This window comes from Sphingomonas sp. ABOLG, assembly GCF_003950435.1.
GTDB lineage: Bacteria > Pseudomonadota > Alphaproteobacteria > Sphingomonadales > Sphingomonadaceae > Sphingomonas > Sphingomonas panaciterrae.
Genome location: NZ_QQWW01000008.1, coordinates 87,011 through 102,268 on the forward strand (window position 1 = coordinate 87,011; position 15,258 = coordinate 102,268).

Sequence of the window (15,258 nt, forward strand, 5' to 3'; positions counted from 1 at the left end):
TCGCCGCTGAATAGACCCGATTTTTCACACTTGTAAAGCAAAGTGTGAAAGGGCATTAAAGGCATTCTTGTTCATCCGTTAAAAAGATGATCAGTCGACCTGCGGCCATGCCCTGCCAGCGATATCCGAGGATACGGAGCGCGCGGGGACCGGGTGGATCGAAGGTGCGTGCAAGGGAGAGGGAAGTCTTGAAGCTCATCAACATGCTGGCGTGCTGCTCCATCATCGCCATCAGTGCGACCAGTGCGGCGGCGCAGACCGCGCCGGCCGGCCTTGGCACCGTGCCCGACGATGCGGTCGCCGGTACCGCGCCGACCGGCACCCCCGGCCAGTCGCAGACCGAATCGCTGGAGCCGGCGGCATCGGCCGAGCGCGAATCGGCCTCCTCCACCGATGGTGACATCATCGTCACGGGTTCGCGCGTCGTCAGCAACGGATACCAGGCGCCGACGCCGATCACCGTCGTCGGGAGCCAGGACCTGCGCAACGCCGCGCCGAACCTGACCGAGGCATTGCGCCAATTGCCGCAGCTGACCGGATCGACCGGGCCGTCGACCCCGAGCTTCACGCCGGGCGGATCGGTATCGAGCACGTCGAGCACCGCCAATCTGCGCAACCTGGGCATCACCCGCACGCTGGTCCTGCTGGACGGGCGCCGTCCGCCGGCATCGGGCGTGACCGGCACTGCGGACATTTCGATGTTCCCGCAGCAGCTGATCAAGCGCGTCGACATCGTGACCGGCGGCGCATCGGCGGCCTATGGATCGGACGCGGTCGCCGGCGTCGTCAATTTCGTGCTCGACACCAAGTTCCGCGGCGTGATGGGCGAGCTGCGCAACGGCATCTCGACGCATGGCGACGGGCATAGCTGGGCCGCCGAGGCATCGGCCGGCTTTGGCTTCGACGACGATCGCGGCAGCATCGTCATCAGCGGATCGATCAACGAACAGGCGCCGGTCGACGGGCGCGCGCGCGAATGGGCCAACCGTGGCTGGGCGATGGTGCCCAACCCGCTGTCGGGCCAGGCGGGGCAGCCGCAGCTGCTGCTGCGCGAGAACGTCAATCTTGCCGCCGCGACCTATGGCGGGTTGATCACCGGGATGCGCCGCGACGGGACGCGGATCACCACCGGGCCGCTGCGCGACATCCAGTTCGGCGCCGATGGTTCGCAATCCGCCTATCGCCACGGCGAGCTGTTCACCGGGACGGTCGAGGTCGGCGGCGACGGCCCGCGCTACCCGGCGGCGATCGTGTCGGAACTGAACGCCAAGAACATCTTCGGCCATGCCGAATATGAGTTCAGCAACAATTTCTCGGTCTTTGCCGAGGGTGCCTATGGCTATTCGCGCAGCGAATATCCGCTGCTGGCGCCGTTCTTCATCGGCACCGCTGCGCTGGTGGTGCAGGCCGACAATGCCTTCCTGCCCGACAATCTGCGCAATGCGATGGCCGCCAACGGATACAGCGCGATCGAGCTGGGCAAGGTCGACATGACCTTTGGCCAGAACCGGGTGACCAACACGACCAAGACGCTGAACCTGACCGCCGGGTTCAAGGCGACGGTCGGCCAGTTCACCATCGACGGCTATTACGAACATGGCGAGTCGCGGTACCTGCTGGAAACCAGCAACCAGCGGATCAACGCCAACACGCGCCTGGCGGCGGATGCGGTGGTCAACCCGGCCACCGGCCAGATCGTCTGCCGTTCGTCGCTGACCAACCCCGACAATGGCTGCGTGGCGTGGAACCCGTTCGGCCAGACGCCAATGACGGCGGAGCAGCGCGCCTATCAGCAGGGTGCCGGTTTCGCACGGTCGATCGCCAAGCAGGACGTCGTCGCGCTGACGGTGCGTGGCAATCTGTTCTCCACCTGGGCGGGCGATGTGGCGGCCGCGGTGGGCGCCGAATATCGCGACATGTCGGGCACGATCACGGTCGATCCGATTTCGCAGGGGATCGGGTTCGTCGCGACCAACCCGCAGCCGTCGGGCGGCGGATACAATGTGAAGGAAGCATTCGGCGAAGTGCTGGTGCCGCTGTATCGTGGCGCCAATTTCCTGCAGTCGATCGACTTCAACGGTGCGATCCGCCGCACCGATTACAGCACCAGCGGCGGCGTGACGACGTGGAAGCTGGGCCTGACCAGCGAAGTCGTATCCGGCCTGCGGCTGCGCGGCACCTATTCGCAGGACATCCGCGCACCCAATATCGGCGACCTGTTCGGGCCGCGTTCGCGCAACGTCGTGGCGATCGTCGACCCGTTCAACAACAACCTGGTGACGCAGAACGTGTTCACCTTCACCGGCAGCAACCCCGACCTGCTGCCCGAGCGCGCCAAGACGATCGCGGCCGGCCTGTCCTATCGCCCCGAATTCCTGCCGGGGCTCGGCTTCTCGGTCGACTATTACAAGATCAAGATCGACGACGCGATCCAGACGCTGTCGGCGCAGCAGCTGGTCAACCAGTGCTTTGCCGGCGATCAGGGGCTGTGCGCGCTGACGGTGCGCGGCGCCGACGGGCGGCTGACCGACGTCAACGGCGTCGCGCTGAACATCGCGACGGTCGACATTTCGGGCATCGACTTCGACGCGAGCTACCAGACGCGCTTTGCCGGCGGGCAGCTGAGCCTGCGCGGGATTGCGACGTATCTCGACAATTACACGCAGGAAGCGCGCGGCGTGGCGGCGGTGCAATATGCCGGCACGGGTTCCTTCCCGAGCTGGCGCGCGAACCTGCAGGCGACCTATACGTCGGGCGGCACCACCATCGCGATCCAGGAGCGGTTCATCGGCGCGCATCGCCGCGTGATCCCGCCGGTCACGATCGACCAGGATCATGTCCCGGCGGTATTCTACACGAATCTCACGATCCGCCAGCAGATCGAGGCGGGCAACGCCAAGCCGGAGCTGTTCCTGTCGATCAACAATCTGTTCGACAAGGATCCGCCGCCGTCGGACACCAACAACATCTCGCTCGGCACGTCGCGCGTGGTGGACCCGCTGCTGTACGACACGATCGGGCGGTACATCACGGTCGGCGGGCGCATTCGCTTCTGAGCATTGGGCGGGGGTGAGCGCCCCTGCCCTTTTCTCGAAAAGCCACGGCCCGGTCGCAGGTTCGCTGCGGCCGGGCCCTTTGGTGTCAGGCGGTCCAGCCGGCGAGATCGGGCTGTTCGCCGATCAGCGCCAGGCCATGCGCGATCGAGGTGAGTTCGCCGCCGGTGGCGATCCGCTCACTGCCGAAGCGGCGGTCGAAGATCGCGCGGATCGCGGGGATGAGCGACGAACCGCCGGTGAGGAACACGCGGTCGATCGCGGCCGCGTCGGTTGCGGCGCGCGCCAATGCCACGTCCATCGCCGCCTCGATCCGGATGAGGTCGTCGGCGATCCATTGTTCGAACGCTTCGCGCGTGACGGGCGCACGCAGGGCGACACCGCCGCCCTCGAAATGGAACACCGCCTCCTCCCCCTGCGACAGCGCGCGCTTCACCTGCCCCACGGCATCGTAGAGCGGGAAACCCTGTTCATGCTCGATCAGCGCGATCATTCGGCCGATGGGCACGGGATCGATGCAATCGCGCTGAAGCCGGCGAAGCTCCTCCAGCGTGCGACGGTTGCGCATCATGGCGAGGCGCGACCAATCGGCGAAATCGGCGAAATAGCCGCCGGGAATGTCGAGCACCTTGCCGAACGAGCGATAGTGGCCGCCCTTGCCCAGCAGCGGCAGCAGCAGCTGGCTGACGATGCGCTGGTCGAAGCGATCGCCGGCAATACCGATGCCGGCGGAGGCGAGCGGGACACAGCGGCGCGCGGCGCCGGGCGCCTCGACCCGGACGATCGAGAAATCGGTCGTGCCGCCGCCGAAATCGGCGACCAGGATCGTCGCTGGTTCCGTCAGCCGCGCGGCATAGCTGAACGCGGCGCCGAGCGGTTCATAGACATAGTGAAGCTCTACCCCGAAATCGGCCAGCATCGCGTCATAGCGTTGCCGCGCGAGTGCCGGATCGGGCCGCGCGCCGGCATATTCGACTGGACGGCCGACGATGACGCGGCGCGGGCGGCGATCGAGCCGGCCGCCGCTGTGCGCGACGAGCCGCTGCAGGAAACGCTGTCCCAGATCCTCGAAGCGGAACGGCTTGCCGAAGATCAGCGCGCGTTCGAACGAGGCGCTGGCCGCGACGGTCTTGAACGATTGCACGAAGCGGCTGTCGAGCGGGGAATCGAGATATTCGCCGATCGCCCAGGGCCCCGCCTCATGTGCGATGCCGTTCCACGCGTCCTCATCCTCCCAGAAGCATAACGCCGAGCGGAATACCGGGCCGGTGGCGCGATCACCGGCGAAGGAGACGAGGTGCGATTCGCCCGTGCCGTCGGCCAGCGCGGCGACGGTGTTGGTGGTGCCGAAATCGAGGCCGAGCGCAGTGGCGGCGCTGTCCACGCGATGTCTCCCTTGTTGGTCGTGGCGAGACCCGCCGAAAGGGCGGCGCCTATCGCACGGCCGACAGGGGCGAACAAGCGTGGCGGCGGCCGCTATTCGTAGCGCAGCGCGCGGATCGGGTTGGCGCGGGCGACCTTGAACGCATGGCCGGCGATGGTGACGACCGCGATTCCCAGCGCGACGCCGCCGGCGAGGAAGAACGGCACCGGGGTCAGCGCCATGCGCGTGTCGAAGCCGTTCAGCCAGTCACGCATCGCCCACCAGGCGACCGGCCAGGCGATGAGGTTGGCGATCAGCACCGGGCGGCTGAACTGCCAGACGAGCAGCCGGACGATATCGATCGTGCGCGCGCCCAGCACCTTGCGGATGCCGATCTCCTTCGTACGGCGCTCGGCGGTGAAGGCGGCGAGGCCGAACAGCCCGAGGCAGGCGATCACCACCGCGAGCACCGCGAATCCGGCGAAGATCTGCGCGCGCTTTTCCTCCGCATCGTAGAGCTCCTCGATAATCGCCTCGCTGAATTTTCCCTCGAACGGTACGTCGCTGGCGGCGGCACGCCACTCGCGCTCGACCGCGGCGCGGACGGCGGCGGGATCACCGTCGTAGCGGATCACCATGGTCGAGGGCCCCTCGCGCGAACCGATGAACACGATCGGCTCCAGCGGCTCGCGCACCGAGCGGAAGCGGGAATCGCGCACAACGCCGACGACCGTGATCGGCACGTCGCCATATTGCTCGCCCAGCGCCATGCGGAAGGTCTTGCCGAGCGCCGCCGCGGGATCGGCGGCGCCAAGCTTTCGCGCGGCATATTCGTTGACCACCACATTGGCGCCGCGGGCGACCAATGCGCGGACCTCGGCCGGATCCTCCGGGAAGGAGAGCGTCTGATCGTCCATCGGGCGGGCAGAGTCGAACCAGCGACCGGCGACGAGCTGAAGCCCCATGGCGTCGCGGAAGTCGTGGTCGACGCGGTAGCGGCCGAGCGCGACGGGCTGCGGATTGCCCGGAACGAGCACGCCGGTGGTGTTGGTGTTCTGCGTCGCGACGCCGATGTCGGTGCGGCCGACCGCAACGACCCCGGGCACGCGCTTCATCCGCTCGGCAATCTGCTCGCCCCGGCCGATCAGCTGGTAGCGGCTCATATTGCCGACCTGCAGCAGGTGATCGCGCTGGTAGCCGGGATCGACCGAGCGGGCGTAGACGGTCTGGCCGTAGACGATCGCGGTGCAGATGATGAGGCCGATCGAGATGGCGAATTGCGCCACCACGAGCATGTTGCGCAGCATGCCGGTGCCGGGGGTCTCGGTGGAGGACTTGTTCGCCTTCAGCACGCTGGCCGGCTGAAAGCGCGACAGGAAGAAGGCGGGATAGAGGCCGCCGGCGACACCGACGATCAGCATCAGCGCGAGCGCCGGCCACAACATGCCGTCGGCGCCGAAATAGCTGAAGCGCAGGTCGGCACCGAGGAAGGCGGCGAAGGGGCGGACCAGCAGCTCACCCAGCGCCAGCGCGATGGCGACGGCGATGGCGGCGATCAGCAGCGATTCACCGACGAACTGAACGATCAGCTGGCGGCGCGTCGCGCCCAGCACCTTGCGCAGCGCGACCTCGCGGGCGCGCTGGCCGGCGCGGGCAGTGGCAAGGTTGGTGAAGTTCACCACCGCCATCAGCAGGATCAGCACCGCGATGATGGCGAAGGTGACGATCGAGCGGTGATCGTTGCCCGGCGCCATCGAGCCGGCCTGCGCGACCCCGAGGTGAACGTCCGCCACCGGAACGAGTGCCCAGTCGGTATCGTCGCCGGCATTGTAGCGCGTGCCGGCGAGATTTTCGTCGGGGATGTTTCGTTTCTCCCAGGCGGGAAGCTGCGCGTTCAGCGCGTCGGCGTCGGTGCCGGGTTTCAGCCGGGCATAGACCCAGCCCGACTGGCATTGCCAGCAGGTGAGGAATTCGGGTTCCTGCGTGAAATAGGAGCCGAAATCACGCCGCACGACCGCGTTGATGCGAAGGTGCGAGTTCTTGGGCAGATCCTGAAGCACCGCATTGACGCGGTAATCATAGGTCTTGCCCTTCTGAATGAGGCTGAGCGTCCGGCCGACGACATCGTCGGTGCCGAACTGGCGGATTGCCTCCGACCGGGTCAGCACCGCGGTGTCGGGGGCGTTCAGCGCGTTCTTCGACCCGCGCAGGATCGGCAGGTCGACCACGGCGAGGAAATCATTGTCGGCGGTGAGATAGTCTTCCGCCGTGCTCACCTGCCCCTGGCGGAGGATCGAGGGGGTGCCGCCCAGCACGTAGCTGACCGCCTCCACCTGCGGGAAATCCTTCTTCAGCCGCTCGGCCGTGATGTAGCTCGACATCTGCAGCATGTACGGCGCGCCGTCGCGCGGATTGGGCATCCACGTCTGGAATTGATAGGTATCCTCGCCGCGCGGCAGCCAGCGATCGTAGCTGGTTTCATAGCGAATGAAGACGAGGATCAGCAGGCACGCTGCCATGCCGATCGCCAGCCCCAGGAGGTTGATGATCGAATAAGCGCGGTTCTTCGCCAGGGCGTTGACCGCAACGGTGAGATAGTTTCGCCACATGGCCGACGGTCGCTTTCGATCGAGGTGGGGGTCAGGCGATGGCGATCACGCCGCGCGGCGGCGTTCCTGAAGGACGCGGCCGTCGAGCATGTTGACCACGCGGCTGGCGTAATCGGCATGCGCCGGCGAGTGGGTGACCATGACGATCGTCGACCCTTCGGCGTTCAGTTGCTGCAACATGCGCATCACCTCCTCCCCGTGATTGGTATCGAGGTTGCCGGTCGGCTCGTCGGCAAGGATGAGCTTGGGCGCGGCGATGAGCGCGCGGGCGACGGCGACGCGCTGCTGCTGGCCGCCGGACAATTGGCTGGGGCGATGGCGCGCGCGGTGCGCGATGCCGACGCGGTCCATCACCACCTCCGCCCGCGCGCGCCGCTCCTTCGCGGAGACATTGTGGTAGAGCAATGCGAGTTCGATATTGTCGCGCACCGTCAGTTCATCGACCAGATTGAAGCTCTGGAAGATGAAGCCGATGTTCGCCTTTCGAAAGTCGGCGAGCTTCGCCTCGGGCAGGCCGGCGACTTCGGTGCCGTCGAACACGTAGGAGCCGCTGGTCGGGCTATCGAGCAGGCCGATGACGTTGAGCAGCGTCGATTTGCCGCAGCCCGACGGGCCCATGATCGCGACGAATTCGCCATCGGCGATATCCAGGTCGATCCCGTCGAGCGCGACCGTCTCGACGCTGTCGGTCCGGTACAATCGCATCACGTCGCGCATACGGAGCATCAAACGTCCTTTCCTTGGGCAAGATCGAGCACGTCCTTGTCGGCGAACCCGGTATAGGGGGAGATGATCACACGCTCGCCCGGCGACAGGCCGTCGAGCACCTCGACATGATCGGCATTGCGGCGGCCGAGGCGGACCGTGCGGCGCACCGCCGAGCGCCCGTCCGGCGCGGCGACGAAGACCCACGCGCCGCCGGTGTCGTTGAGGAAGGCACCATAGGGCACCAGGATGGCGGGCGACGGATCGCTGAGCGTCAGGCGCGCCTGCACCGTCTGGCCGCGCTGCAACCCCTGTGGTTCCTCACCGAGGAATTGCAGCTCGACCTGAAACTGGCCGTTCTGCACCTGCGGCAGGATGCGGGTGACACGTGCCCGGTAGCTGCGCCCGCCGGCGTCGATCCGCGCCACCTGCCCTGTCGCGACGCGACCGAGGAAGAATTCGTCGACGCCGGCCTGCAGTTTGTTGCGCCCCGGGGAATCGATCTGGCCGATCCGCTCGCCGCGCTGCATCGACTGGCCGACCTGGATCGAGAAGCCCGACAATTGCCCCGCGACCGGCGCGCGCAGCCTCAACGCGTCGAGATTGGCGCGGGCGAGCTGCAACCCGGCGGTGAGCGAGGCGGTGGAGGCGCGCTGCTGCGACAGCTGGCTGTTCTGCAGCCGATCGTCGGTGGCGCGGCCGCGGCGCACCACCGCGAGCCGTTGCCGCTCGAAGCGCAACTGATCGGTCGTATCGGCGAACTGGCGGCCGGCGACGAAGCCCTTGGCGGCGAGCGGCGCCTCGCGATCGTAAAGCCGCTGCGCCTTTTGGAGCGCCAGTTCCGCCTCCAGCACGGCGCGTTCATTGGCGACGCGGGTCTGGGCGAGGCTCAATTCCTGCGCGCGCATGTTGTTGATCTGCTGCTCGACCTCGGTCTGGCGGGCGAGCGTCGACAGTTGCAGCTCGGCGTTGGAGAGGATGGCGATCGGCTGCCCCTTGGCCAGCATGGTGCCGTCCTCGACCAGCACCTCCTCCACCCGGCCGCCCTCGATCGCGTCGATATAGACCGTCACCAGCGGGGTGACGCGGGTGCGCAGCGGAATGTAATCCTCAAAGGTGCCGCGTTGCACCGTCGCGATGGTGAGCCGGCTGGCGGCGACCGACTGGCTGCCGGCGCGCGGGGCGAACCACCAGAAGAGCAAAGCGGCGGCGAGCAGCACGGCAAGGCCAGCGGCGATGAGCGCGGGGCGCGGCAGGCGGCGACGCTGCACCACCCGGTCCATGCCGCTGCCCGATGCGGGGCGTGCCTCGTCAACGCGGTCCTGCGGCAGGCGAAGGACGCTCATCGTGTCCGCTTCCGGACGATAGTGTTCAGAAGCGGACGCCTCACAGCGAAACCGACAGGCTGAGATGCGGGGTGTGGAGCGACACCGACAGCGTCGGATCGGCGCTGATGCCCGAGGCGGCGGGCCGTTTCACCCAGCCGCCAAACGCGACAATGGCGGCGGCGAGCAGCAGCAGTCGGGAAAGGGGCGCTTTGGTCATGCCGGCGGCTTTGCACGGCCTGTGCCAAGTGATGTCGGTCACCAGTCAGTGGCGTGCCGGGGCGGGATGGCACAGGAATTGATTGTCCGGCCGCGAACACTTGCGTTACGAAAGCGGACGATCATGGGCCCGGAATTTGACCGCTGTGTTGTTGTCGATGACGACGACGACATCCTGCTCGCCGCGCGGTTGCTGTTGCGGCCGTTGTTCCATGAGGTGATTACCGCGCGCACGCCCGACGAGGTGCTGCCCGAGATAACGCGCGCGACGCCCGACGTGATCCTGCTCGACGCCAATTTTGCGCGCGGTGCGACCGATGCGAGCGAGGGGCTCGCGTGGCTCGATCGGCTGACCGGGATCGACCCCGAAATGGTGGTGGTGATGATCACCGCGCACGCCGGGGTGCATGTCGCGGTGGCGGCGATGAAGCGCGGGGCGACCGATTTCGTGCCCAAGCCGTGGTCGAACGATCGGCTGGTGGCGACGGTGCGGACCGCGGCGGCGCTTCGCCGGTCGCGTGTCGCGGCGGGGGCGCCAAGGGCGATTGCCGCGCCGGGCAATGGTTCGCCGCTGCTCGGCCAGTCGCCGGCGATGGCGCGGGTCCAGTCGCTGATCGAGCGCGCCGCGCCGACCGACGCCAACGTCCTGATCCTGGGGCAGAACGGGACGGGCAAGGAAGTGGTCGCGCGCGCGCTTCACGCCCGGTCGCAACGTGCCGGCCAGGTGCTGCAGACGGTGGACCTCGGCGCGATCGCGACCGAACTGATCGACAGCGAATTGTTCGGCCATGTGAAGGGCGCGTTCACCGATGCCCGGGCCGACCGCGTGGGGCGGATCCAGGCGGCGGACGGGGGGACGCTGTTCCTCGACGAGATCGGCAATTTGCCGCTTCACCTTCAACCCAAGCTGCTGACCGCGCTGGAGCAGCGGCAAGTGACGCCGGTGGGGGCGAACAGCCCGGTCAAGGTGAACATCCGGGTGATCGCGGCGACCAATATGCCGCGCGAGCGGCTGATGGACGAGCGGGTGTTCCGCCAGGACCTGCTGTACCGGCTGAACACCGTGGAAATCACGTTGCCGCCGCTCAACGAGCGGCCGGAGGATGTGATCGAGCTGGCCGAGCATTTCCTGGCGCATTACGCCGCCCGCTATGACCGGCCGCGGCCCGAGCTGAGCCAGGCGGCGCGCGCGGCGCTGATCGCGCATGAATGGCCAGGCAATGTCCGCGCGCTGCGCCATGCGGTTGAGCGGGCGACGATCCTGGCGGCGCATCCGGTGCTGGAGCCGGAGGATTTCGGGCTGGAGGCGGCCGCGCCGCGCGCCGTTACCGCCCCGGTGAGCGGTGTTGCAGGCGGCGGCGTGGCCGCTGACCTGAACCTCGACCGGGTCGAGCGGCGGCTGGTGGAGGAGGCGCTGCGCAAGCACGGCTACAACATCACGCTGGCCGCGTCGGAACTGGGCCTGTCGCGCGCGGCGCTATACCGGCGGATGGAGAAGCACGGGCTGTGACCGCGACGCGAGCGGCCCGCCATGGGATTTGACCGCCACTTCACGCTTGGCCTGATCTTCCGCATGTCGCTGCTGATCCTGGCGCTGATCGCGGTGGTATGGGCGTTTCGCACGCCGTCGCTGCTGATGGTCAGGGTGGTGATGATCGGCGTCGCGATCCTCGCCGCGATGACGCTGTGGCGGCACGTGTCGCGCACCAATATCGAGCTGGCGCGGTTCCTGGAGGCGGTGCGGCTGGGCGATTTCGCGGCGCATTTTCCCGAGACCGGCGGCGCTGGCTTCGGCCGGCTGGGCGCGGCGCTGAACGACACGATCCGCGCGCTGCGCGAGCAACGCGGGCAGACCGATGCCGAGCTGCGCTATCTCGAGGCGCTGATCGACGACATGCCGGTCGCGCTGCTGACGATCGACGAGGGGCGGGTGTCACCCGGCAACAAGGCGGCGCGGGCGCTGTTCACCCGCCACAGCGGGGTCCGGCCGGCCGATTATGCGGTGTATGGCGCGACCTTTGCCAACCGGCTGGCGGATGAGGCGGCGGCGGGCGAGGAGATGCTGATCCTGAACCTCGACGGGCGGGCGAAGCGGACGCTGGTGCGGCAGGCGACGCTGAACCGGCTGGGCAAGCGCACCCGCGCGGTGGTGATCCAGCCAGTGCAGGAGACGCTGGATGCGGTGGAAATGGCGGCGCAGACCGACATCATCCGCGTGCTGACGCATGAGATCCTGAATTCGCTGACCCCGGTCATGTCGTTGGCGCAGACCACCGCGTCGTTGCTGGCGGACGAGCGGGTCGATGCGGCGCAGATCGCCGACGCGCGCGACGCGGCGACGACGCTGGCAAGGCGCACGCAGGGGCTGGGGCAGTTCATCGACAGCTATCGCGTCGTGGCGCGCGAGCCGGCGGTGGTGCGCCATGCCTTCGCCGCGGCCGAGTTCGCCGAGGAACATGCCCGGCTGTTCCGCGCCGAATGGCCCGGCGTCGCGTTCACCGTCGACTGCACGCCGATGACGATCCACGGCGACCGCGCCTTATTGTCGCAGCTGCTGCTGAACCTGATGCGCAATGCAGCGCAGGCGGCGAGCGAGCATCGCGCCGATCCCGCCGTCACGCTGACCATCGCCGCCGCCGACCCGGTCATGATCGAGGTGGCGGACAATGGCCCGGGCGTGCCCGAGAAGCTGCGGCAGGAGGTGTTCCTGCCGTTCTTCACCACGCGTGCGAAGGGGACCGGCGTGGGGCTGAACCTCGCGCGGCAGATCGCGGTGGCGCATGGCGGCACGCTGGAGGTGCATGACGCGCCGGGCGGGGGCGCGGTGTTCCGCCTGCTGCTGTAGCGATCAGGCCTGTAGCGATCAGGATTGGCGCGGCCCGGCGCTGAGCGTGCGGGCAACGGCATCGTGCCAGCCGGCCACCAAGGGCGCGCGCGCCGCCGCCGTCATCGAGGGTTCGAACAGGCGATCGGGCGACCACAGAGCGGCAAGTTCATCGAGGCCGGACCACAAGCCGCTGGCGAGGCCGGCGTGGAAGGCGGCGCCGCGCGCGGTGGTTTCAAGGTCGGCGGGCCGCTCCACCGCCATGTCGGTGAGATCGGCGAGGAAGCCGCACAGCCAGTCGTTCGCCGCCATGCCGCCATCGACACGCAGCCGTTCGGGCCGATTGCCGCCGTCGGCGACCATCGCCTCCGCCAGATCGAGCGTCTGATAGGCCACCGCCTCCAGCGCCGCACGGGCAAGATGCGCGGCGGAGCTATCGAGCGTCAGGCCGTGGATCGAGCCGCGCGCGGCGGGATCCCAATGCGGCGCACCGAGGCCGACGAAGGCGGGCACCATATAGACGCCATGGCTGTCGGGCACCTTGGTCGCCATGTCGTTGGTCTGGCTGGCATGGGTGATGATGCCGAGCCCGTCGCGCAGCCATTTGATCGCGGCGCCGGCGACGAAGATCGATCCTTCGAGCGCATAGGTGGTGACGCCATCGAGCCGGTAGGCGGGGGTGGTGATGAGGCGATGCTGCGAGCTGACCGCCTCCGTCCCGGTGTTGAGCAGCATGAAGCAGCCGGTGCCATAGGTCGATTTGGCGCTGCCGCGATCGAAACAGGCCTGGCCGAACAGCGCCGATTGCTGGTCGCCCGCCATGCCGGCGATCGGGATCGGCGCGCCGAACAGATCGGTGGCGGTGGTGCCATAGACATGCGCATTGTCGTGCACGTCGGGCAGCATCGCCATCGGCACCCCGATCAGCCGGCAAAGCTCCTCATCCCAGCAGCCGCGATGGATGTCGAACAGCATCGTGCGGCTGGCATTGGTGATGTCGGTCGCATGCACCGCGCCGCCGGTGAGCCGCCACAGGAGGAAGCTGTCGATCGTGCCGAACGCAAGCTCGCCGCGTTCGGCACGCGCGCGGGCATCGGGGACGTTGTCGAGGATCCAGGCGATCTTGGTGGCGGAGAAATAGGGATCGATCAGGAGGCCGGTACGCGCGCGGACGAGATCCTCCGCGCCGTCAGCACGCAGCGTCGCGCAGCGATCCGCGCCGCGACGATCCTGCCACACGATCGCGCGATGAATCGGTTCACCCGTAGCGCGATCCCACACCACGGCGGTTTCGCGCTGGTTGGTGATGCCGATCGCCGCGATGCTGCGTGCGGGCACGCCGCTTTCCGCGATCGCCTGGCGCGCGGTGGCGAGCGTGTCGCGCCAGATATCCTCCGGATCATGTTCGACCCAGCCGAACTGCGGATAATGTTGCGGGAATTCGGTCTGCGCGATGGCAACCCGCCGCGCCGAGGCATCGAACAGCACGCTGCGCGTCGACGTCGTCCCCTGATCGATCACAAGAATGTGGGACGCCATCCTACCTCTCCAAACGAAACCTGAAACGAACCTTGGCAAGTTTCATACGAACGTCAACGCTTTCATTTGAACGCGCCGGTCGGTATGATGGCAGGATGAGCGAAGAGCGCGAGATGGAGCGGATGGTGGACCTGCTGATTGTCGGCGGGGGCATCAATGGCGCGGGGATCGCGCGCGATGCGGCGGGGCGCGGGCTGTCCGTGCTGCTGGTCGAGCAGGACGATCTGGCGAGCCATACGTCGTCGGCGTCGACCAAGCTGATCCACGGCGGGCTGCGATACCTGGAATATGGCGAGTTCCGGCTGGTGCGCGAGGCGCTGATCGAGCGCGAGCGATTGTTGAACATGGCGCCGCACATCATCTGGCCGCTGGAATTCGTGCTGCCGCAGAACCAGTCGCCGCGCCCCGCGTGGATGGTCCGGCTGGGGCTGTTCATGTACGATCACCTCGGCGGGCGCGAGAAGCTGCCGGGGACGCGCACGGTGAACCTGGCGACGTCCGCCGCCGGCGCCGGGCTGAGCCCGCGCGAGGGCAAGGCGTTCATCTATTCCGACTGCTGGGTCGAGGACAGCCGGCTGGTCGTGCTGAACGCGATGGATGCCGCCGCGCGCGGTGCGGTGATCGAAACGCGCACCCGGCTGACCGACGCGCGGCGCGACGGCGATGGCTGGGTAGCGACGATTGCCGATGCGCAGGGTACGCGGGAGGTGCGGGCGCGGGTGATCGTTAATGCGGCCGGGCCGTGGGTGGCCGATGTGCTGGGCCGGGTGCCCGATGCGCGGACCGATCGCGGCGTGAAGCTGGTCAAGGGCAGCCATATCGTGGTGCCGCGGCTGTACCCGGGGGCGCATGCCTTCATGCTGCAGAACCCCGACCGCCGCATCGTCTTTGCCATCCCGTACGAGAATGATTTCACGCTGGTCGGCACGACCGACGAAGTGTGGAACGAGAAGCCGGGCAGGGCGCAGATCAGCGCGGGCGAGACCGATTACCTGCTGGAGACGATCGGCCGCTATTTCGCGCAGCCGGTCGACAAGGCGGACATCCGCTGGAGCTATGCCGGCATCCGCCCGCTGTACGACGACAAATCGACCAACGCCTCCGCCGTCACACGCGACTATGTGCTCGATCTGGATGCGGGCGAGGGCCGCGCGCCGATGCTGAGCATCTTTGGCGGCAAGATCACGACGTACCGCAAGCTGGCGGAACATGCGATGAAGGAGCTAGCGCGCTTCTTCCCGAGCGCGTCGGGGGCGTGGACCGCAGGCGCGGTGCTGCCGGGCGGCGACATGGCCGATGCCGATTTCGACCTGTACCTCAGCAGGCTGATGACGAGCCGCCCTGCCCTGCCGCCCAAGCTGCTGCGGCGGCTGGCACGCGCCTATGGCACGCGCACCGATGACCTGCTGGGCGCGGCGCAGAACGTGCGCGATCTGGGCACGGCGTTCGGCGGCGACCTGTATCAGGCGGAGGTCGATTATCTGGTGGCGCGCGAATGGGCACGGACCAGCGAGGATGTGCTGTTCCGCCGCAGCAAGCTGGGGCTGCATGTGCCCGCCGGGACGGCAGAGGCGCTGGACGCCTATCTCGCCCGCGTCGTCCCCGTCGCGGCGTGAGCGCG

10 protein-coding genes are annotated in these 15,258 nt (G+C 67.8%); 4 read left to right on the forward strand and 6 right to left on the reverse strand.

The features are described 5' to 3' along the window. Positions 1 to 188: 188 nt before the first annotated feature. On the forward strand, positions 189 to 3,056 hold the full coding sequence (locus CA236_RS11075; RefSeq protein ID WP_164518915.1) for a TonB-dependent receptor: 2,868 nt from the start codon (positions 189 to 191) through the stop codon (positions 3,054 to 3,056). 85 nt (positions 3,057 to 3,141) lie between these two features. Here CA236_RS11075 and CA236_RS11080 read toward each other — a convergent pair whose 3' ends face one another. The 5 genes from CA236_RS11080 to CA236_RS18780 all read right to left on the reverse strand — a co-directional run bounded on the left by CA236_RS11080 (position 3,142) and on the right by CA236_RS18780 (position 9,275). After that, entirely contained in the window at positions 3,142 to 4,437 is a 1,296-nt protein-coding gene (locus tag CA236_RS11080) for an Hsp70 family protein (protein WP_046408214.1), read from the reverse strand. Between the two features lie 92 nt (positions 4,438 to 4,529). Continuing rightward, the gene (locus tag CA236_RS11085; protein ID WP_125945633.1) at positions 4,530 to 7,025 is read right to left on the reverse strand and encodes an ABC transporter permease; all 2,496 of its coding nucleotides are present in this window, start codon (positions 7,023 to 7,025) and stop codon (positions 4,530 to 4,532) included. 45 nt (positions 7,026 to 7,070) lie between these two features. Then, positions 7,071 to 7,751 (reverse strand): ABC transporter ATP-binding protein, encoded by a 681-nt coding sequence (locus tag CA236_RS11090; RefSeq protein ID WP_046408211.1) that lies wholly within the window; start codon positions 7,749 to 7,751, stop codon positions 7,071 to 7,073. Then, positions 7,751 to 9,076, reverse strand: a complete 1,326-nt coding sequence (locus CA236_RS11095) for an efflux RND transporter periplasmic adaptor subunit (protein WP_125945634.1) — start codon at positions 9,074 to 9,076, stop codon at positions 7,751 to 7,753. Before CA236_RS11095 ends, CA236_RS11090 begins: the two co-directional genes overlap by 1 nt. A gap of 40 nt (positions 9,077 to 9,116) precedes the next feature. Continuing rightward, positions 9,117 to 9,275, reverse strand: a complete 159-nt coding sequence (locus CA236_RS18780) for a hypothetical protein (protein WP_156167190.1) — start codon at positions 9,273 to 9,275, stop codon at positions 9,117 to 9,119. Positions 9,276 to 9,398: 123 nt separating this feature from the next. Here CA236_RS18780 and CA236_RS11100 point away from each other — a divergent pair, with 123 nt between their 5' ends. Next, the gene (locus CA236_RS11100) at positions 9,399 to 10,784 is read left to right on the forward strand and encodes a sigma-54 dependent transcriptional regulator (protein ID WP_125945635.1); all 1,386 of its coding nucleotides are present in this window, start codon (positions 9,399 to 9,401) and stop codon (positions 10,782 to 10,784) included. Positions 10,785 to 10,805: 21 nt separating this feature from the next. Continuing rightward, positions 10,806 to 12,119, forward strand: a complete 1,314-nt coding sequence (locus CA236_RS11105) for an ATP-binding protein (RefSeq protein WP_125945636.1) — start codon at positions 10,806 to 10,808, stop codon at positions 12,117 to 12,119. Positions 12,120 to 12,137: 18 nt separating this feature from the next. On the opposite strand, the gene glpK is transcribed toward CA236_RS11105, so the two are convergent. Beyond that, on the reverse strand, positions 12,138 to 13,637 hold the full coding sequence (glpK, locus tag CA236_RS11110) for a glycerol kinase GlpK (RefSeq protein WP_125945637.1): 1,500 nt from the start codon (positions 13,635 to 13,637) through the stop codon (positions 12,138 to 12,140). A gap of 95 nt (positions 13,638 to 13,732) precedes the next feature. On the opposite strand from glpK, the gene CA236_RS11115 reads away from it, so the two are divergent. Then, on the forward strand, positions 13,733 to 15,253 hold the full coding sequence (locus CA236_RS11115; RefSeq protein WP_164518916.1) for a glycerol-3-phosphate dehydrogenase: 1,521 nt from the start codon (positions 13,733 to 13,735) through the stop codon (positions 15,251 to 15,253). Positions 15,254 to 15,258: the final 5 nt, after the last annotated feature.

Coding starts and splice junctions, on each gene's coding strand:
- CA236_RS18780 (WP_156167190.1), bottom strand. CDS start 9,275: ATGACCAAAGCGCCCCTTTCCCGACTGCTGCTGCTCGCCGCCGCCATT.
- CA236_RS11085 (WP_125945633.1), bottom strand. CDS start 7,025: ATGTGGCGAAACTATCTCACCGTTGCGGTCAACGCCCTGGCGAAGAAC.
- CA236_RS11105 (WP_125945636.1), top strand. CDS start 10,806: ATGGGATTTGACCGCCACTTCACGCTTGGCCTGATCTTCCGCATGTCG.
- CA236_RS11100 (WP_125945635.1), top strand. CDS start 9,399: ATGGGCCCGGAATTTGACCGCTGTGTTGTTGTCGATGACGACGACGAC.
- glpK (WP_125945637.1), bottom strand. CDS start 13,637: ATGGCGTCCCACATTCTTGTGATCGATCAGGGGACGACGTCGACGCGC.
- CA236_RS11115 (WP_164518916.1), top strand. CDS start 13,733: ATGAGCGAAGAGCGCGAGATGGAGCGGATGGTGGACCTGCTGATTGTC.
- CA236_RS11090 (WP_046408211.1), bottom strand. CDS start 7,751: ATGCTCCGTATGCGCGACGTGATGCGATTGTACCGGACCGACAGCGTC.
- CA236_RS11095 (WP_125945634.1), bottom strand. CDS start 9,076: ATGAGCGTCCTTCGCCTGCCGCAGGACCGCGTTGACGAGGCACGCCCC.